The sequence below is a fragment of the Paenibacillus hebaui genome (genome assembly GCF_051934385.1).
Classification (GTDB): domain Bacteria; phylum Bacillota; class Bacilli; order Paenibacillales; family Paenibacillaceae; genus Paenibacillus.
This window is the reverse complement of the sequence record NZ_CP196836.1, coordinates 1,058,427-1,078,553: the sequence shown is the minus strand read 5'-3', so window position 1 is coordinate 1,078,553 and position 20,127 is coordinate 1,058,427. Positions and strand designations below refer to the sequence as shown.

Here is a 20,127-nt window from a genome sequence, read left to right as displayed (position 1 = left end):
CCTGTCCTAGTAGTTATACCTAAATTTTAACAAATGAAGAAGTCGATTGGAACCAAACGGATGATTCATTTTATCGTTAAAGATTCAGTAGGCAGGAAACATCCATAAATTTCATCTGTAAGTCCGTTATAGTGGTCCGCTCAGTAGGGCGATCGTTGAACAAAAGCAGAGAAGAATTATACAGATATTCGTTTTTCCCTCTTATTCTGACCACATACCGTCATAAAAATATCAGTACACACAACTTTCAGATCTTTTAGTAAAATTCAAGCTATTCGCTTAATTAAAGTAAGACCAAAAAGAGATCCCATAAGGAATCTCCTTCTTTTATTAACTATCATTTTCGGGCCACTTTCACAATTGTTTTTGAGCTAAATGAAACTCGTTATTCCAACGTATGATAAGCTTTTCGTGACTCGAATCTCCTTTTAATAAATATATAACACTTCCTTCTTCCGCCACATTAGACTCTCCTTCGTTTTGAGGGAATGGTGCTACTTTTTTTATAATTGAACCTATTTTCTCCCCTACTTTAGATGAATCTACGGTTGCACCCTCAATAAGGTATACCTCATCTTGCCAAAAGAAGGAGGCAGGATAATCTTCCACAACTTTTGAATCACACGCAGAAACTAACAACAAGAATATAAAAGTTGTGAATATAATACACGTTTTTTTAAATTTCATTTTGAAGCTCACTAATCAGATCTCTTATATTGTGTTCATTTCCATCTTTATCCTTAACAATTCCGTTCGATACTTTTAAAACACTCTGTGGTCCCCAAGACTTCCCGTACTTGTTAGTAAAGATCAAAACATGATCTCCTATATTAAGCACTCCACCGTCTGGTATAATTTTCAACTCTTCAGTTTCTCCTCCTTCTTCTTTATATAGCATCTTTTTATCAACTCTCAACTCGTTCTCTGGAAGTACATTGCTACCATTAATTTTCACCGGAGTAATTACTTCAATAGAAACATTTGTATACAAGTCTTCAACGTAATTGTTTTGTATTTTTGGATTTTGTAAAACTTCTGTATAATCTTTGATATGCTGAGCTTTTCCCGATGAATTAAGATCAATTATCTCGATTTCTGTAGCCCCTCTTTCATCAACCGTTCCATAAACAATGTTATCAGCTATCGCAGCTAGCTCACTTAAGCTGTAATCAGGATAAGTTGCACTATATTCAATAGTTGGCTTGGACATATAATTCGAGAAATACCATCCTAAAGAGGAACATACCCCTAAAAAAGATATGATTGATATAATATATGCAACTTGTTTGAATTTTTTATGCATAAGATTACCTCCTTAAATAGCTCAATTTTAGTAAAGAGAGTTTTTTGCATCTTTATCATATTGTGTAAGACTTCTTGCTTTCGTCTCATTCATAAAAGAGTAATTATACATCGTATATTCCTTATCTCCCGAAGCATGTTCATCATCTTCGTCATGACAATGAGCTATGCCTAAAGCATGTCCTAATTCATGAGTTGCTACACTTTGAATATCATACGCTCCTGAAACTGCACCATCTCTAAAAGTATATTTAGTGTTAAAAACAATATCAGCACGCGTCATATAAGTTTGCCCTGAAAAACTCCCAGTAGTGGGGAACATTTTTCCTATCCATGTATTATCATTCCTTGTAGATGCACTAATTGTTCCCGTGGCACTAGTCCCACTAGAATTGAATTGCATAGACTTTTTGTTACTTACTGCATTCCATTCATTCATCCCCTTCTGAATTGCAGAAGTCCAAACGTCATTAACCACAGTATCAAAGCGTAAGGGAGTAGTAGCGACGAACCACTTATAGCCCAAAGATCGTGCATTCACATACTCAGTTACAAAAAAAGAACATACGAACAACAGAATACCACACGAAGCTAGCAATACTAATTTTTTTCTCATTCTTTAAACTCCTTTTTTTCAAAATACAATACAGAATCTAATGATTGAAAAAAAAGTGAATAAATACCTATTTTTACTCTATTTTTTAAAATATTTAACATTAACTCTTTGTTTCATTTTCTTACTCCATATTTACAAAATAGAAGAGGTTACTTGAAAGCATCCTGAGGAAACCTACTGACCATGCTGATGCTGATAAGAAGTAATTCAGGACTTTAAAGAGATGGTTTGGTCATAGAAAGAAGAAAATCCCCTTCAGGTAAACCTAGTGTTCTTAATGAACACCGTTTACTTGAAGAGGATCATCTGCTACTTCTTGAATCGGAACCAGCCGAAGTCAAACTGACTACCCGGCAAGAAAATAAAGATCACCTTTTGCACACCTTTTACCTGCTCAAGCTCAAACACCCGTTCTTCATATCCATCGGACTGTGTGAACTCAACCAGTTGGTTGCTCTGTCCGTCCTCACCTGCAAAGCGAATATGAATCGTATTTTTATCAATCGGTGAATGGCCATAGATGACGAGTTTTGACATGCCTTCTGACGTAAAGTCCATGTTTTCAAACTCCAGCGACACATTGTTCCCGATGCCTTCAACGCGATCATCCTCGATTTTGAAGGTATCCCCATAGAGATGATCACATGATGCAGCCGTATTCTGCTCAAAGGCCCGACTCTGACGCTCAAACGAGAATCCTTTGATATGAATTTTCTGTTTCAGTACAAAACAGATCGACGTAATCCCGCTAAGGCGTTTGGACAATTGGTACGTTTCTTCCTGATACACATTCCATTGGGACTCTTTGTCATACACCACATCCGCGATCATCGTGCTTCCCTTTTCATCCGGCATGCCTTCCCAGATCTGAATGAAGTACTCCTCGCTGGACAGTGTAAAGATCGGAATGGTAATCGTATCGGAGCCGTACGGCCCGAAGTCAATATTACGGAAACCCACGTGCGTCTCTCCATCCCGACTTGTCGCTACCCCGCGTTCATTCCCGTTACCAACCTCACCTTTGGTGTAATCGTACAGTCCGCCCGTGATGAAACCGTATGGATCTTTGTAGGCTGTGCCCAGACCCGTTGCCTTGAATTCCAGTTGAGAGATGAGTTTGGTTTTATCAGTGCCATTACTGCTGGTCGCCCGAAGTCGGAACTCCCCGTCCCCTATAGCCGACACCTTCACCGCATGTTGATTTTCTGCATCTGAGCCCGCTACCGTATCCATTACTTCCACCTTGGCAATGTTGGACTCAATGCCTGCAGCGTTCACAACCGCCCACTCGATATCCCGGTAGGAGGTGTTCTCTGGATACAGTTTGGCGGTTACAATCAGCTCTTGGTTGGACGGATCGAGCAACTGTCCTGTTTCGCTAATGATCTCTATTTTCCGCAAAGGAATCTCCTGCGCGCGTCCCGTTAACACTGGACGTTCCTCGTTATTCATCCAAACCATTGGTGTCTGGCTCGAAGCAGACGCGGGTTCATTTACCGCTTCCCTATCCACAGCTTCACCGTTTACGGCTTCATTAACTACGACCCGCGATACAAACTCAGCTGCAGCACCTTCCAACCCTTCGGAAGAAACTTCAATCCGTACCGGTCCAGCTTCATTGGTCGCTCCGATAATAGCCATTAACTTGCCACTAAACAGCCTTCTGCTAAGCCCTTTGTACGGGTCATAGTCGGTGCTGTCACCGTTATCCAGCCCCAGCAATCGTCCTGCACCCGACACCTGAACCTGTACGCGATTGTTCGCATTGTGCACCGGATTACCCGCCTCATCTTCTACATGAATTTCTACAAAAATGAGGTCTGTGCCACTGGCTTGCAACTGCTTCCGATCCGCTTGCAGACGGATTTTCTTCGCATCGGTATAGGATCTTTGCACATCGGTTGCAATGATCTGACCGTTCTCATCGTAAGCGATCGCTTTCAGCTCACCCTCTTCGTACGGCACTTTCCACCAGCCTGACAGCTGTGTTCCATGTGCATGATCGATATCGTACGTGCCAATCGTACTGCCGTTGAGTTGCAGCTCAATCTTCGGCGCGTTGCTGCACACGCGTACATCAATGATCTGCCCAGGACTGAAATCCCAATAAGGAAACAGGTGAACCATCGGACTTTTCTTATAATCCGTCCAAGCCGCTTGGTAGATGTAATAAGAATCTTTTGGGAACGTTGCCGTATCCAGCTGTCCAAAATACGAATTCTTCGTATGATACGGTGTCGGTTCTCCAATATAATCGAATCCGGTCCACAGGAATTGCCCCAGCGAATACGGTGTATCCCGTTCTGCCAAAATACAAGCTTCTGCGGACTTCGCGCCCCAGCTCGTCGTACTGTTACCCAAAGCCGAGCACTGCTCGTCGTCATCGGCCAGAATCGGCTGTTCGAACGGGAAATGATAAATGCCACGACTCTGCACCACCGAAGACGTCTCACTACCATAGATAATCCAGTCCGGATGCTCCTCATGATGTTTATCGTAATATTTCTCTGCATAGTTATAGCCCGCCAGCTTCACGATATCCGCGCATTTTTGCGCATTTTCCCATGGCATGTAGTTCGAACCAATCGTCACACCCGCATTGCCTTTTGGATCAAATTCCAGCACATAATCCATCAGCATCCGGGTCACTTCCTGTCCACGCTCATCCGCATGGGTATCGTAGATTTCGTTCCCGATACTCCACATGATCAAACTGGCATGGTTACGGTCGCGCTTCACCCAACTCTTCACATCGGTATGCACCCAATCCGGGAAAAATCTCGCATAATCGTATGGTGTTTTCGCACGTTCCCACATATCGAAGGCTTCAGATACAACCAGCATACCCATCTCATCCGCAAGTTCCATGAACTCTTTGGCAGGCATATTATGCGCGGTACGGATTGCGTTAACGCCCATTTCTTTGAGCAAAACGAATCTTCTACGCAATGCTGTCAGGTTGAACGCAGCTCCCAGTGCCCCGAGGTCATGGTGTTCACACACACCGTTCAGCTTCATCTTGACCCCATTCAGGTGAAACCCTTCGCTTGCATCCAGCTTGATGTCCCTGAAACCAATTCGTTGTGACACGGCCTCAATCGTCTCATAACCCTGCTCGCCGGCAGCCAATTGCAGCTCCGTCACCAGTTCGTACAAATTCGGTTCATCCGTGCTCCACAATTGCGGGTTCTCCACACTCATCTGCTGACTGTTGTTCTGTATTACTCCACTTGGCATCGCTGCATTGCGAGTCGCACCTTCACCTTGATCTGTAGCAACATCCGCTTTACTGGACGTGATCTCTTTGCCTTTATACCAAATAGTATGCACAAGCTGTGCGCTCTGATCAAGGTTCAGCTCCGTATCCACTTCCACCTGCCAGCCTTCTGGCTGCTGCTGAATCGAGACATAGATTCCATCTGTAACGATGTGGTTGCGGTCTCTCGTCTTCAGCCACACATGGCGATAGATTCCGGCCCCGGAATACCATCTGCTGTTCGGGCCCTGATGCACCACTTTAACCACAATTTCATTGTCGCCTTCCACCAACGCACTCGTAATCTCATGCTCAAAGGCGGAGTAACCATACTTCCACTCTCCAACCAACTGCCCATTCACATACACAGAAGAATCCATGTAAACGCCATCAAAACAGAGCAAAAGCTGCTGCTCATCCTTCGCATACGTAAAGGTCTTGCGGTACCACCCAATGCTGTCCTCGTACAATTCAAGCGTATTATAAATCAGCCAATCATGGGGAAGCTCCACAGGTTCGAACACCAAACCCGCAGGTTCCGTAACGTCCAGCTTGCTTTTCGCAAATTGCCATCCATCATTAAAAAGCCTCTTCTGATTCATGGTAGATTCTCACTTTCTTCAGGTAAATTATGATTACGGTTACAACAATAGATATCGCTTTTTACGAAAACCTTTTCGGTAATAATTAAGTATGACTGTAACACATAACCCGATTATACCATCAGTCTCTTCCCTGTACCTCCATTTCATGAGATTTTTTCGCCATAATGATGAACGTTTTATTCCTCAAAGTATCGGAACTCTTGATAACAACAAGCCAAAAAGGCAACCCGTCAAACGGATTACCTTCTATATCTATCCTTTAGCACGCCACTTCTTTTCTCTACACTCCTACTCCAACTATACTCAACCTCTATCCTTTGTAAAAAGGGTTCCACCCTTTGCCTTTGCCCGATGGCATCGCACCAGGCACCCCATCCGCTTCAAGCAGCGGACGGACAACTAACTTCACGGGCCACTCCCTGCTCTCGAATATCGCATGAGCGAGCGCGGCCCGGTCGGATTCAGGAAGCTGCACTTGTTGCAGCGCTTCTTTCCAAGCCTGCTCCGTGATCTCCCATAACTTCGTTTCCGGGATGTGATATACCTCGCTCAATGCCTCCATGATCGCAGCCAGATTCACCTGCGTCCCCAGAGACTGTACATAGAAGATCAGCTTCTGGATCGTCTCATTATACAGGCTGTTCGAGTAACCTGGCCGAATATGATAAGCAGGGTCAGCAATGCCATGTTTGTCCAAATACGGCTGATGCAGACGCACGGAATCATGATCTCGGAACAAGAGACCGCTCACCTGTTGATCCCGTAACACCAGACAGCAGTTCTGACCATGAATCTCAGGTACAACGCCCACCTTGAACAGACGCATCACGATATTATAGAACGTGGTAGCTATACTATGGTAGAAATCGAGAACGTCCGTACTGCTCAGGTTCTCGCCCAGAATCTCCGTTAACAGATGATGCCCTTCCAGATTCACACCCAGTGCAGCCATTGGAACCACTTTATAGGCTTCATCCAACAGCTCGGTGGGATACACACGAATCTGTGCAGCCAGATGCCGGGGATGATCATCGAACAGTCCCATGGATGCTGGCATGAAGCCCCACCAGTTCTGTTCTTCGCACATATACACCTTATCCTTCAATGTCTCGTCACAAGCCACGGCCTGCCTCAACATCCGTTCTCCAGCAAGACCGTTCAGCAGCTTGACTACTGGAAGATAGCGAGCAGCCCCCAGCGACAGCACACTAACCGGAAGCTTGAGCATCAGAGTGGACTCGGTTGACGGAGCCATTGAGCGCAGAGATGATGTGGCCTGTACGTTGCCCACTTCTACATCCAATACGACAATGCTACTTTCTTCGATCTCTCCAGTGAAGTGCGGCAGAATCACATGCTGCAATTGCCACGGATGAACAGGCATCGGTAGATATTCGTGCAACGTAATCCCTTTTCGGGCAAACTCGGCTTCCACCGCTCCGCGCTGAACATCATCTAATATATCCAGAATGGACAATCCATCTTCACCTCCTTGCTGCACGGCATCGAGCCGTATAGCCACCCAGCGCAGCGAAATCGCCTTCCCGAATTCTGCTGCATACCGTGTTACATCCTCTGCGTTGAATCCCACTTTGGCTTTGGATGATGGGTGAAATGGACGATCCCGCAATGCCGCAACGCGTTCACCCTTGATAAACCATTCATAGGCAGATGCCGGGACGTCAGTGGACAGATGTCGGACCTGTTCCCAGCCCAGAGCATACTGCTCCACAGCGATGTCCAGACTAGCAAGGAATTCCGACACTCCGGGCTGTGCATAGGCTTCATCCGACAAAGCCTTCTGTAACACCGCACGTCCAACCTCTACCGGAGAACCAAGGAGAACCCAGCTTCCATCTGGTTTCTCCTCGTAGATCGGTGAACCCTGGACCCAATGATTCGCCTGTCTTACCCCTGTTTCAACCAGACACAATACACCTTGAGTATGCAATTTGAAATGGGAAGCTACTCTCTGGTTGTGCTCTCCGTCCTTATCCTCATTTGGATTATGCAAAGCAATCGTATCCGAAAGCTCGTCCACCCTGATCCCAGACTCGTTCCCATCATCTAAAGTTGCAAAAGCTGTTCTTCCCTTGTCTTTCCTGCCTTCGATGTCATATTCCTTATACAATCGACGGAACGGTGCAGGTGCCGTGGCAAAATCAATGAACGGGTGATCCTCCAGTGGGAGCAATTGCTCCGACAAGAAAGAATTCATCAGATCCGCCATAATCCGGCGTTCAGCGGCTTGCAGACTGGATCGCTTCATCAGTGTTGACATGATCATTGTCCTCCGTTAGATAATGGAATGCCGGGTGCGGATGCCCCAGAAAATCATGATGAGAGATGGTCCAGCAATAAGCTCCAGACTTTTCAAACAAAACAATATCTCCCACGCGCAGCAGTGCTACCTCCGCATCGGAATGCATGCGATCCTTCGGTGTGCATAGCTCACCTACCATATGAACTCGACGATCCCTTACCTCAGGCCGGGCAAACGAATGCTTCCAGCGATCCGTCTCCATAATCTGAAACGGGTGGTTATGTCCCCATGAAGCAGGCAGACGATTGTGGTGCGTACCTCCCCTTAACACGGCAAAATGCTGATCATGTGAGGTTTTGATATCCGTAACCTCTGCCGCGTAATACCCGTGGTCTGCCACCAGCAGTCGACCCGATTCAAAATACAGCTGACCTCCGCGTGAAACAAGGCGCTGTCTGGCTTCACTTTGCTCTAGCAGGGAAGTGAATAATGGCCAGTCGAATCCGGGGCTGCCGTCGTAAGTCACGCCGAATCCGCCTCCTGCATTCACCACTTCCACAGGTAGATCATGCTTGTACTGCCACTGCTCCACCTTTTGCAAATACAGCTCGATCATCTCGGCGTGCAGCCTGGCATCCATATTGTTGGACAAGGAGTGAAAATGGAAACCGCTTAACCGAACCACACCCGCGCCTTCCACACGAATGAGTTCAATGGCTTCTTCCACTGCTTCTTCATCGATGCCAAAAGGACTTGGCCCACCGCCCATGACGATCTTCGTCCGGGGTAACGTACTGCTTCGCAGATTGATTCGGAGCAGAATGCGCACCTCCTGCGCTTGCTCCTGTTGTTGCTTGTCCTCCTGCGCCTGCTCCCGCTCTTTCGCAATCGCAATGATCCGCCGCAGCTCCAGCAGGCTCTCCACATGGATGTAACTCACGCCATGCTCTATCGCCAGCCGCAGTTCGCTCTCCTTCTTGCCCGGACCTCCAAACAGAATCGGAACCTCACGGCTCACAGCTCTTACCTTGAGCAGCTCTCCAATTGAAGCCACTTCAAATCCCTTCACGAATGGAAGCAATGCCTCAATGATTCGCGGATCTGGATTCGCCTTGATGGCGTAGAACAACTGTGTGTTTCCGGGCAAGCTGCCCAGCATCTGACGTACCTGTTCCTGCATGCCAGCCAGATCATACACATACGAACATACCGGGTCTTCGCTTACTCGTTGCAGTTCATCAATTGCGTTCCATACACTGGATTTCATGTCTGCCCACCTGCATTCCTGTAGTCATTCCGTTTTTGGGCATACGCCCGAAATGCCGTATTCCGATCATCACCAAGCACGTATATATGTACTCCCCGCTCAGTCCAGAGCGACATGTCCTCCATGCCTCTGGTGACCGTTGCATAAGGTACTCCGCACTGCTGTGCTGTAGCATGCAATACATCCAGCGCACGTCTCACATCCGGGTGCTCCGTCTGCCATGGCACGCCGAGGGATTGCGACAGATCTGCTGCCCCCTCCAGGACAAAACTCACCTGAGGGTGAGACAGAATCTGTGCACTTTGCCGAATGCCCTCTGCACTTTCGATCATGGGTACAACCATCACCTGTTCGTTCGCTTCCTTGATATATCCGGTGAGCGGATATTTCCCGAATACACCCGGACGACCACTATTCAGGCTCCTCATGCCGAGTGGATGATAGTACGCGTGACGAACCGCTTCTTCCACCTGCTCCAGTTGCTCGACATGCGGGATAACGATACCCTGTGCCCCGCAGTCCAGCACCTTCAGAATCTCCGCTCGCTCCACCTTTGAGATCCGTACCAGCGGGGTCATACCCACCAATTCCGCTGCCCGGATCAACTCTTCCACCGATTCCATGGATGTGGCGGCATGCTCCAGATCAATAATGACAAAGTCATATTCCGCATGTCCGATCATCTCAATGATGACCGGATGCGGGATGGATACAAAAAGGCCATATACCGGCTGTTTGCGTGCAATCTTTTCCTTCAGCGTGTTAATTCTCATTCGACTATTCCCTTTAATTCGGCTGTTCTCTTGGATTCAAGTTCATCCTTCGATACCTTGAGCGGATTGCTCGCCTTGCGGAAATACAACTCCCCATCCCCATACAGACGACGCTTTGTCATCTCTTCGATCAGTGCATCTTCGGCAAAAAGGTCAAATGCAACGAAACGTTCCGTATACTCCGGGTGTTGCCTCTGATAATCCACAATTATCCCTGCGCACAGCTGCCAGAACGCTTCCTCCGATAACCCAAACTTCTCCAAAGCCAGCGCAATATCCGTCATGCAGATAAAAAAGAACGCATCATACGTATAGTCACGGACTTCCGACACATCTCTCGCATAGATGAATGAATACCGATTGAACTTGCGATGGGTTTCTGGCTCCGGGTTCAGCTTCGGTGCCCGTTCCGGGTGCAACAGTTGATCCGGTACGTAGCGGACACCATCATGCAGATCCTTGATCATAATTCGTTTGGGCAGATCATCTTCCAGTACCAAAATAATATTCTGGGCATGGGATTCCAGAGCTATCCCGTGGGCATAGAGCAAATGAATAATCGGCAGCGTAACCGTGCGAACAAGGGCCTCGCTCCACTTTTCCACACCATGACGTTCTACAGCATCCTGAATAAATGGAACACCATCCGACTGCACTAACATCAGCGCATTCAGCGGCCACGCCGTCTCGCCTTCCTTCAGGTGAACCGATACATTCTCCCGCCAGATGGCACCGAGCGTACCATAGGCCCGTCCATACTGGGTTGCAGGTAACTGCTCATAACGGAACGACAGTCCCATGATTTCTTTCAAAATGACAAACTGCACCTGCTGCAACAGCTCATCTTCACGAACAAGTTCATCCAGCCAATCGCTGATCAGCGGTGCGTTCTGGGTCGTATGCTGTGCCAGAATGCGCGTGCTCGACGTGTTGGTAATACTGAGGGCCAGCTTGATGTAGGGGGCGTCCGGGTTCACCCTGTTCGAGAGTGAACGGATCGACTGCTGCGCACGATAGGACGAGGAAGAACAGCCCAGATACACGATGTCTCCGTCCATAAGCTGCCGGGCAAATACCGATTCCAACTGGTGCTCCCACTGCCATGGATGAACCGGAATGAATACATATGGATCACCAGTGTGAGAACCTATCCGCCCATCAACCTTGCCATGATCATCACTGCCAAAGAAGTGGACTGCTTTGCTGTCCTTTCCACGAGTTGTTTCATGAATGGTCTGATTTGTCTCGTGAATCTTTTCATGAATGTTCTCAAGCCCTGCCTCACCAATGCTCTCACCAGCCAATTCATGAATTGTTTCACCAATGCTCTCCCCAACACTTCCACGAACGGTCCCACGAACTTCTGCATCGATAGTATTCCCATCTGCACCCGCCTGTGATTTCTCAACCATATCCCCTCGACCCTGCTGCTTCAGGATCTGATGAAATCGCTGTACGTCCTCCGCAGTCAGATGTTGCCCCACCAGTTCTTTAGAGGTATAACCCGCAGATACAGCGGTCTGAGTTAGTTCTTTCTTTACAGCAACCCAGACAAGCGCAACGTCGGTGTTAAACTCAGGCCCATAAGCGAGATTGTCTTTCAAAGAGAATCCCAGTCTTGATTTGTAGCTCGGGTGGTACAGATGACCGTCGGTCATGTGACTTTCAAGCGCATCATAATGCCGATCTTCACTCGGAATGTTCAAGGGCAATATAGCCCGGCACTGACTGTCCTTTGCCATCGTTTCGAGCAGTTCCTGAATAAAAGCCGTCACATTTGCACCCTTCAATGAGTTCAGTACAACTTCCTCCAGAAACAGATCCAGATCGGTGCAGCGGACGCCTTCCCTTTGGATCGAACCCTTCTTCACCTTCACCCGGCCAAACGAAAACTTCCGCTCCGCTTCACACGTGTACCCCACAGGATTCCCTGACGATGTAAGTCCCTCGGTTCGCCATTCGCTCCCACTTACATGACTGTCCAAGATGCCTTCGAACCACATCGCCTCCAGCGTCTGCCGCATGATCCGTTCCTGTACATCCACGTATACTGCTTCTGTCCTGCCGCCTGATTCAGCCCTGTATCCCACGACTCCCACGAACTTCACTCCCTATTTGTTTCATTACATTGCTCACCGGCACGTAGGCCGGGGTCTGGCTGAACCCTCTTAGACAACTCACCAGATTTTGTTTGGCTAGGAATGCGTCCGCCGTCAGCAGATGCTGCACATACGCATTGCCCCTTCGAGCCAGTTCCTCCACAAGCACCTCACGTACTTGCTTCCAAAAATACTCCTCCGGTACGTTCACATCTCGCGCCATTGCATGAATGAGAGATCCCAGATGATTGACGATAAAATAGTACGATGTCCGCGCCCAAGCCTTCTCTCGTGAATAAAACAGTAAATCGGACACATTACGATCCTGCTCACGGATAAGTTGCTCATCCACACTGACCCCTTCCAGATCACGGACGATAAAAGCCACAGGCATCCCATCCTTCAATGTTACAAGGGTATTCTGCAAATGAGCTTCAAAGTGAATGCCTTTCTCTCCCGCCGCCCGTACAATCGGCAACAGAGAACATGCCAGATAACGATCCAGCCAGCGTTCCGCTATGTCACGTCCACCACCCAGCATCGTCATCAGCCTAGAGCGCATCCCGGGAAGCGGTGCTTCAACCAGACTGGACAAGACATACGTACTTGCCGGGTCAAACTCAATTGGCCGATAGGCTATCGTAAACAGACTCGTTAATTCTTCATCATCAAAAGCACAAGTGGCTACGCCTGTCTCATACGCAATATGGGTGTTCGGTTCACCACCGAAGCAGTCATGCTGCCTAACGTATCTAGACGCATCCAGTGTTCGGCGCATCTGCTCTGCATTATTGGTACGAATCATGTTCGTAATCTGCATGTTCAATGACAGCTTGATATTGCAGTCCCATGCCGGAACATAGACCGTACGGACCGAGGAAGTTGGATAGACGGTTGGCCCTGCACTGCCGAGCAGAATTAATTTTTGATCTCGAATATAGTGCTGTACCTCGGACAACTGTGATATGTACGCGTATTGCCATGGATGGACGGGCAGAAGCCCATACATACCCGTCTTTTCTTTTAAAATAGGCTCCACATAGCTCCGCAAGAGGTCATGCAAATCCATTTCCGCCTCGTCATCCACCCATTCCTGCACATAGACGTCCTGCCTCACGGCGATATAACAGAGTTGAAACGATGTGCGCAGCTCCGGACTGTATTTATGTACATCCTGCTCGCTGAAGCCTTTGGAATTCTTCGGAAACGGATGGAACGGATGACCATACAACAGTGACTGTTCAGATGTGCGATAGTCATGGATGTCGAGACCGGCCGCTTGTTCGATATACAACGTAAGGTTGCCAACACTGTTATCTACCTTTTGTGCAAAATCTCTGGCATACTCTTCAGTGCGATTCGTATTCTCCTTCACGGTGTGGGTACTTTTTATCTCCAGTGCACTTTTTATCTCCGTTGCATGCTGCACCTCCATTACACTTTTCATCATTCCATGTTCACGCGAGTAAAGATATTGTTCCTCATGTCCGCCTAGCTCACATGTGATCCAGCGAACCAAGTCTCGATAATGCACCGCTTCCCCGCCAGATTCCATGCTGAGGTATTCATGCTCCCCCATTGCAGAGTAATAGGTCAGCTGTCCTGTCACCGTCACCCCGCTGGCCTGAAAAGCAACAGCGTACGTCAGCGTATTCGGATTAATCCGAATATCGCCTTCCTTCTCTAACGCAAGCTCACGGATGTAACAGTTCAGCAGCAGCTTGCACGAATGTTCATAGGCCTGCTGCTCAGCCTCAGACCGGAGCTTGTTTTCCATCTCGAACAATGATGCCAACCTTCTTTCGGGTTATAAGTAAGACGAGGGGAAGTGTAAGCAAAATGGCGCAGCCAAGTCCGATACAGATCTCTTTAAGTGCCCCCCATTTGGCCACCTCCATGGACGCTCCTGCCCCGGCGAGCCATTGCCAGCGCATATCGTAATACAGGGTCATGCCCATTACCGCAAACGAAGAAGCCAGCCGCTCAATCGTGGTCGACAACACTGAACCTTCATGCATGTCTTCGTCTGGTAACGCCTGTAAACCGATAGCAGATATACTCATGCCGGACAGACCAACGCCAATTCCCCGGCAAGCCATGAGCATGCCGATGATCCAGATCGATGCTCCCATGGGCAGAACCGCAAACGACAAGATCGATATCGACACCAGCAACGTGCCCCATGCGATAAAATGCATGGACCGACCACGATCCAGCAAACTGCCGCCAATCCACATGAACAGACTTGTACAGATCGACAAGGGAATGAACAAGGCACCGGACAGCGCCGGCGACAGGTGGAAGACATCCTGGAACAATAACGGCAATGCAAAGATCACGCCAAACATCACACAATCCTGAATGGTCGAGATCAGCACCGTCAGCGGGAATACAGCATTTCGCCGCAGCAACTGGTACCGGATCAGGGGTTCCTTCTGGCTATTCTCTGTCTGGACAAAACGAATGAGCAGCACCACACCGAGCGCAATCAGCAGCCAAGGCACCCATACCGCCACGACTGGACTTGCGTACAATTGCAACCCCAAACTAAGGGCACCCACAGCGCAGATCAGCATCATCACACTGGATGGATGCCATTTTTTTCTGCGGGCAGGGATATAGGTCTGAATGACTCGACCGCACCCGATGAACGAGAACACAGCCAGTGGCACATTGAGCCAGAACAACATTTCAAGCCGTCCATACTGAATGATGAATCCACCAAGCGTAGGCCCGGCAGCCGGAGCCAGCATAAGCAGCAAGCCCCACGCTCCGGTAATTCGTCCTCGCACCTCTGGTCCGTATACATCAAACAACAGCACAAGTGATAACGGAATCATCAGCCCGGCGGCAACCCCATGCATGAAACGGACCAGCAAGAGTACTTCGATGGAGTGATAAAACAACGCACCTGCCACCGAGAACAGTCCATAGATACTGATGCCCAGCATATACGTCTGCTTGCGTCCCAGTCGGTCCACGATCAGGGAAGCCAGCGGCATTGTTAACGTCATGGCGAGCATGTACAGCGCGATGATCCATCCTCCTGCTGTGGTAGAAATCTGATAGTATTGCACAAAATAAGGCAGCAGCAGGTTAAATGCACTGTTGGTCAGCACCAGAGAAAAAGCACCGATCAGAATCGCGAGTAATACTGCATGCCTCTTCATCAGGGACAGCTTCAGCATGCGGGCGTTGCTAAGGCAATCGCTTCAGCTACCGATTTCTCAAAGATCGCAAGGATCGCACCCGATTCTTGCTCCGTTATATTCAGCGGTGGCAGAAAACGGACAACAGCCGAATGACGTCCACCCAGTTCCACAATCAGCCCATTTTTGAAGCATTCACGCTGAATGGATGCAGCCAGTTCTCCACTCGGCAGATAATGTCCAAGACGATCCTTGCGTCCTGTCGGATCAACCACTTCAACACCGATCATCAGCCCTCTGCCCCGGACGTCACCAATCTCTGCATATCGCTCTTTCAACGCATGCAGTTGATTCATGAACTGTTCACTACGCAGATGCACGTTGTGCAGGACATCCTGTTCCCGGATATAACGAAGTGTGGCAAGTCCCGCAGCCATGGCTAGCTGATTGCCACGGAATGTACCTGTGTGCGCTCCAGGCTGCCATTGATCCAGCTCCTCTTTGTAGATGACGACAGACATGGGCAGACTTCCACCAACCGCTTTGGAGCAGATAATCACATCGGGTATGATTCCAGCATGTTCAAATGAAAACATGCGACCTGTACGTCCAATGCCTGTCTGCACTTCGTCAATAATGAGCGGAATGCTTCGCTCTGCCGTGATTCGGCGCAGCTCCTTCAGCCATTCAATGTCTGCCGGAATTGCACCGCCTTCGCCCTGCACCGTCTCCACAATGACCCCGCACGGTGCCGCAATCCCGCTCTCGCAATCATCGAGCAAGTTCTCGATGTACTGCGCACTTAACCGGGCCGTCATGCCTTCACCGACCCCAAATGGGCAACGGTATTCGTAAGGAAACGGCAGGAAATGTACATCTGGCAGCAGGCTTTGCAGATGCTCCTTTTTGCTCAGATTACCACTCATGGACATGGTGGCTTGCGTTGAACCGTGATAACCACCCTGAAAGGCAAGAATGGATTTGCCACCTGTAGCATGTTTGACCAGCTTAATAGCTGCCTCTACCGCATCGGCTCCGGTTGGACCACAGAACTGGATTTTGGACTTGTCCTGCATCTCTTTCGGAAGAATGGAGAATAGTTCTTGCATAAATGAAAGCTTCAGCGGCGTTGCCAAATCCAGTGTATGTAGCGGAATCTGCTGATCCAGGACATCGCGAATGGCGTTGACCACCGTGTCATGGTTATGCCCCAGCGCCAATGTTCCTGCACCAGCCAGGCAGTCGTAGAATACGCGGCCTTCTGTATCGGTAACCTTCACCCCATGGGCCTTGCTAATGACAAGCGGGAAATGTCTTGGATACGATCTTGCATTGGATTCCTTCTCATTTTGCAGCTTCAGATATTCCGTCTGCACCTCTACTGACATAGCCCTCTAACACTCCTTATAATCGATTCAGGCTGAACCAGCTGCCTGTGACTCATGCTATTTGGCATGGTAATGGTTAAAAATCATGGTAAGGTCCAAATTATAAATGACGTTATTCGTCATCTGTTATCCGTCATATGTTGTCATCTATACGTTGTTATAAGTCTTGGATTCGCATTGCTCCTGACACAGGTATTCCAGGTATAGCCGAACCACATCACGAGTCGTCCCGCCATGGGGATAGACGTGGTGTGTCAGATCCGGCAAAGCGTTCACTTCCAGAATTCCCCCCTGTTCTCCCGAGATCGGAGTGCGGATATCACGACAACGGATATCGACTCCCGCTACATCAATCTGAAGAGTCTTGGCCGCCTGAATGATCATTCGGGCATTCTCGGGATGAATGATTTCGGTACAATCCTTATAGAATTCACTGATTTTTCCGGCGGCTGAATTACGGAGATCATATAGCTCAATTTCTTTTCCTGCGGCAGGTACTTCATCCAGTGTTGTCCCTTGTGCACGCAATACCTCCAGCAGACGTTCAGCTTCTGCATCAACCTGAGGAAAAGCTTCATACTCACCAATGGGCGTCATCTCAATTCGATTCTGATTCAACTGCTTGATTAACGCCCGAACGGTTGACGTCCCGTCTCCCTCGACATAGACAGGTCGGTATTCATTCACAGCCGCCACTTCACCATTGATGATCAGCACTCTGTAATCAATTCCTGTCACATATTGCTGCAACATAATGCTGCTGCCATGGACACCCGCAAGACGAATGGCTGTTTCCAATTCATCTTCGGTACGCACATCCAGCGTCACTCCCAAGCTGCTGCTCGCATCCAGCGGTTTCACCACAATAGAGCCATGCCTTTCCAGAAAATCTGCTGCATCGCCCCCCATTTTCGGGATCACGATAAAGGACGGTACAGGCATTCCCTGTTCATGCAGTAACATATTGCATGCCTGCTTGTTCTTCGCGAGCAGTCCAGCGATTAACGGCAGACGATGGGATCTGGTTTTGTTAATGATGACTTGCTTGTCCCCTACAGACAGCTTCAGAAAATCTTCGCATCCTTCGAGAAGTGGCTCACAGGTGATGCCCAATTCTCTCGCTTTGCTTATAATGAGTCGGTTTTGCAGATTTTGAATCCCTTTCGGAAACACTGGAAAGCCTCCTCGATTGAATGAAAGTACTTGCTTCTATATAAGTTGAATTAAAGATTATTTACACTGACACTACAATGACAGAACAACCTTCCAATCGCTGTTATCCCCAGATTTTTTGACTCCCTTATCCAAAGGGGAAACCCAGTGATAAGCCTATGCTTTCGATGCCAGCTTTCTCTCAGATAGCTTTTGGGCGAAGTGTATGCTTTCGAAGTAGCTTTCTTGCAGAAAGCTTGTAGCTCCGCTTTTTCAGGTTTTTTCTGTCCTCTCCGTTACGTGTAAATGATTAGTTCAACTTATATTGCTCATACTTTCATCGAATTTTTCTAACTTCATATTGATAATGATTATCAATATCATATAAAATCTATTTTATGGCAATTCAATCTACGTTGTCAATAATAAACTTTTCAGGAAAAATAAGATTGATCTTGTGCGGATTTATGTCGACGTGGTTTTGCTTATATCGAATAACAGGTACAACAAACGGGGCAAGCTCTGGATCATGATGAAGACAAAGCTTGCCTGTTCTGTTATCCGCATTGAATGCAGTGGGGTTGATGTGGATGGTTGAAGAATAAAGTTATAGCTTGAATCATTAGTTGAATGATTATCGAAGTGATAGTTGAGTGCATAGGAAACATTTAAATTAATGCTTTAATTTAGGACAGGTCGGGCAGAAATCGTCGGGATCTTCGGCAGCCAGATAGTAAAAGCAGCAAGTCTTACGCACACGAATGGACGTATCCGAAACAGCTGTCACTCGCTTGGGACTGTTGAACTGCTTTAGCGGATTGCGCGACTCACCGAATAGATGCGCAGGCGCATCATGGAGCAGATAATGGAAATCCGCCTCTATCCGGCTTTTTTCCTCTGGCGTTGCTGCCTCCGCAAACTGATTCTCATACAACCAGTACACATAGATGGCGGTATTCTCCCATAAGACAGCGCGGGATGTGCGCGTTGCTGTAGACAGGGATTGCCATACCTTCGCCAGGTTCTCGGCAAACATCTGTGCAATGATCTGATCTCGCCAAACTTCACGTGCTCCCGCCTCAGGCGAGGTGACCTGCCAATTCTTTAACCGTGCCTTCGGCAGCCACGCTTCCCCCTTATAGATGGCTTCCATGAATCCGTTAGTTATCTCAACATTCAGCCCTTTGTTGAAACGGGACATGGCATACAGGCCGGATGCAATAACGAGATAAGCGTACCGCTTGGCAAAAAGGGATACAGCTGCCGTATCCGATTCCGTCTCATAGATATCCTTGACCCTTTCCAGAAAAGGCAAACTGATTGATGGATTCAGCAAATCCGTAAACGGCATGGACAAGCCCTCATCCCCGAACGGTTCCTGCGTCAGCCGATATTCCGCAATGAGGGTCTGCATCTCCTGTTCGTCAAGCCAGTTGTGTATAACGCTGCTGTCCACTCAGCTTCCTCCCCCTTCCATGCGGAATACATGTCGGTGTGCCAAACAGCGGATCAACCGCAATCTCACACTCCATCTGGAAGACCGTTCGGACCATGTCCTGTGTAACAATTTCTTCGGGTTTGCCTTCCGCGTAGATGGACTTGTTGTGAACAGCCACAATGTGATGCGCATAACGACATGCCAAATTCAGATCGTGGAGCACCATGACAATCGTGCGTCCTTCCCGTTCGTTCAACTCAAACAACAGATCGAGGATATCAATCTGATGTGTCATATCCAGATAGGTTGTAGGTTCATCCAGCAACAGCGTTTCGGTACCCTGTGCGAGTGTCATCGCAATCCAGGCACGCTGACGCTGTCCACCGGATAATGCATCCACAGGCCGATCGGCGAGTTCTGTCAGATGTGTGGATTCCAATGCCAGCTTAACCATGCGCTCATCCTCACGGGACCATTGCTTCAGCCACGTTTGATGTGGATACCGTCCTTGCTTGACCAGTTGGTTCACCGTCAAGCCTTCTGGAGCGGTAGGACCCTGTGGCAGAATGGACATGCGCCTTGAAATCTCCTTGGTTGGCAGCTTTGCAATCTCTTCTCCATCCAGCAGCACGGAACCCGAGCTGGACTTCAGCAACCTTGCCATCGTGCGCAATAGCGTGGATTTGCCACAGCCATTGCTGCCAATCAGGACGGTGATCTGTCCCTTGGGAATGGTCAGGTTCAAATTTTCAATAATGGGATCTGCTCCATAGGAGATAGTAAGCTCCTTGGCTTCCAGAATACTCACGGCTCTCTCCT

General features: G+C 48.4%; 14 protein-coding genes. All 14 read right to left on the bottom strand.

Going from position 1 to position 20,127, the window contains the following annotated elements:
- Positions 1 to 354 precede the first annotated feature (354 nt).
- Positions 355 to 687 carry a hypothetical protein gene (locus ACR32F_RS04730; RefSeq protein ID WP_440116638.1) on the bottom strand — a complete coding sequence of 111 codons (333 nt, stop codon included), beginning with the start codon at positions 685 to 687 and terminating at the stop codon, positions 355 to 357.
- Positions 677 to 1,303, bottom strand: a complete 627-nt coding sequence (locus tag ACR32F_RS04725; protein ID WP_440116636.1) for a hypothetical protein — start codon at positions 1,301 to 1,303, stop codon at positions 677 to 679. Before ACR32F_RS04725 ends, ACR32F_RS04730 begins: the two co-directional genes overlap by 11 nt.
- 27 nt (positions 1,304 to 1,330) lie before the next feature.
- On the bottom strand, positions 1,331 to 1,918 hold the full coding sequence (locus ACR32F_RS04720; protein WP_440116634.1) for a matrixin family metalloprotease: 588 nt from the start codon (positions 1,916 to 1,918) through the stop codon (positions 1,331 to 1,333).
- Between the two features lie 309 nt (positions 1,919 to 2,227).
- Positions 2,228 to 5,776: a glycoside hydrolase family 2 TIM barrel-domain containing protein gene (locus ACR32F_RS04715; RefSeq protein ID WP_440116632.1), complete on the bottom strand. Its 3,549-nt coding sequence runs from the start codon at positions 5,774 to 5,776 to the stop codon at positions 2,228 to 2,230.
- A gap of 313 nt (positions 5,777 to 6,089) precedes the next feature.
- Positions 6,090 to 8,060: an IucA/IucC family protein gene (locus tag ACR32F_RS04710; protein ID WP_440116630.1), complete on the bottom strand. Its 1,971-nt coding sequence runs from the start codon at positions 8,058 to 8,060 to the stop codon at positions 6,090 to 6,092.
- Positions 8,020 to 9,309, bottom strand: a complete 1,290-nt coding sequence (locus tag ACR32F_RS04705; protein WP_440116628.1) for a type III PLP-dependent enzyme — start codon at positions 9,307 to 9,309, stop codon at positions 8,020 to 8,022. Before ACR32F_RS04705 ends, ACR32F_RS04710 begins: the two co-directional genes overlap by 41 nt.
- Positions 9,306 to 10,082: an HpcH/HpaI aldolase family protein gene (locus ACR32F_RS04700; protein ID WP_440116626.1), complete on the bottom strand. Its 777-nt coding sequence runs from the start codon at positions 10,080 to 10,082 to the stop codon at positions 9,306 to 9,308. The genes ACR32F_RS04705 and ACR32F_RS04700 overlap by 4 nt, the downstream gene beginning before the upstream one ends.
- A complete protein-coding gene (locus ACR32F_RS04695) occupies positions 10,079 to 12,181 on the bottom strand; it encodes an IucA/IucC family protein (protein ID WP_440116624.1) in 2,103 nt (700 codons plus the stop codon). Before ACR32F_RS04695 ends, ACR32F_RS04700 begins: the two co-directional genes overlap by 4 nt.
- Complete coding sequence (locus ACR32F_RS04690) at positions 12,156 to 13,958, bottom strand: IucA/IucC family protein (RefSeq protein WP_440119686.1); 1,803 nt, start codon at positions 13,956 to 13,958, stop codon at positions 12,156 to 12,158. Before ACR32F_RS04690 ends, ACR32F_RS04695 begins: the two co-directional genes overlap by 26 nt.
- Positions 13,936 to 15,351 (bottom strand): MFS transporter, encoded by a 1,416-nt coding sequence (locus tag ACR32F_RS04685; RefSeq protein ID WP_440116622.1) that lies wholly within the window; start codon positions 15,349 to 15,351, stop codon positions 13,936 to 13,938. Before ACR32F_RS04685 ends, ACR32F_RS04690 begins: the two co-directional genes overlap by 23 nt.
- A gap of 11 nt (positions 15,352 to 15,362) precedes the next feature.
- On the bottom strand, positions 15,363 to 16,718 hold the full coding sequence (locus ACR32F_RS04680) for a diaminobutyrate--2-oxoglutarate transaminase (protein ID WP_440116620.1): 1,356 nt from the start codon (positions 16,716 to 16,718) through the stop codon (positions 15,363 to 15,365).
- 147 nt (positions 16,719 to 16,865) lie between these two features.
- Positions 16,866 to 17,891 carry a hypothetical protein gene (locus ACR32F_RS04675; protein ID WP_440116618.1) on the bottom strand — a complete coding sequence of 342 codons (1,026 nt, stop codon included), beginning with the start codon at positions 17,889 to 17,891 and terminating at the stop codon, positions 16,866 to 16,868.
- 652 nt (positions 17,892 to 18,543) lie between these two features.
- Positions 18,544 to 19,326, bottom strand: coding sequence for an IucA/IucC family C-terminal-domain containing protein (locus ACR32F_RS04670; protein ID WP_440116616.1), 783 nt, complete (start codon positions 19,324 to 19,326; stop codon positions 18,544 to 18,546).
- On the bottom strand, positions 19,295 to 20,116 hold the full coding sequence (locus ACR32F_RS04665) for an ABC transporter ATP-binding protein (protein ID WP_440116614.1): 822 nt from the start codon (positions 20,114 to 20,116) through the stop codon (positions 19,295 to 19,297). Before ACR32F_RS04665 ends, ACR32F_RS04670 begins: the two co-directional genes overlap by 32 nt.
- Between the last annotated feature and the right edge of the window lie 11 nt (positions 20,117 to 20,127).

Bases quoted from the DNA above. Each gene is read 5' to 3' on its own strand.
- ACR32F_RS04730 (WP_440116638.1), bottom strand. From the start codon at position 687: ATGAAATTTAAAAAAACGTGTATTATATTCACAACTTTTATATTCTTG.
- ACR32F_RS04725 (WP_440116636.1), bottom strand. From the start codon at position 1,303: ATGCATAAAAAATTCAAACAAGTTGCATATATTATATCAATCATATCT.
- ACR32F_RS04720 (WP_440116634.1), bottom strand. From the start codon at position 1,918: ATGAGAAAAAAATTAGTATTGCTAGCTTCGTGTGGTATTCTGTTGTTC.
- ACR32F_RS04715 (WP_440116632.1), bottom strand. From the start codon at position 5,776: ATGAATCAGAAGAGGCTTTTTAATGATGGATGGCAATTTGCGAAAAGC.
- ACR32F_RS04710 (WP_440116630.1), bottom strand. From the start codon at position 8,060: ATGTCAACACTGATGAAGCGATCCAGTCTGCAAGCCGCTGAACGCCGG.
- ACR32F_RS04705 (WP_440116628.1), bottom strand. From the start codon at position 9,309: ATGAAATCCAGTGTATGGAACGCAATTGATGAACTGCAACGAGTAAGC.
- ACR32F_RS04700 (WP_440116626.1), bottom strand. From the start codon at position 10,082: ATGAGAATTAACACGCTGAAGGAAAAGATTGCACGCAAACAGCCGGTA.
- ACR32F_RS04690 (WP_440119686.1), bottom strand. From the start codon at position 13,958: ATGGAAAACAAGCTCCGGTCTGAGGCTGAGCAGCAGGCCTATGAACAT.
- ACR32F_RS04685 (WP_440116622.1), bottom strand. From the start codon at position 15,351: ATGAAGAGGCATGCAGTATTACTCGCGATTCTGATCGGTGCTTTTTCT.
- ACR32F_RS04680 (WP_440116620.1), bottom strand. From the start codon at position 16,718: ATGTCAGTAGAGGTGCAGACGGAATATCTGAAGCTGCAAAATGAGAAG.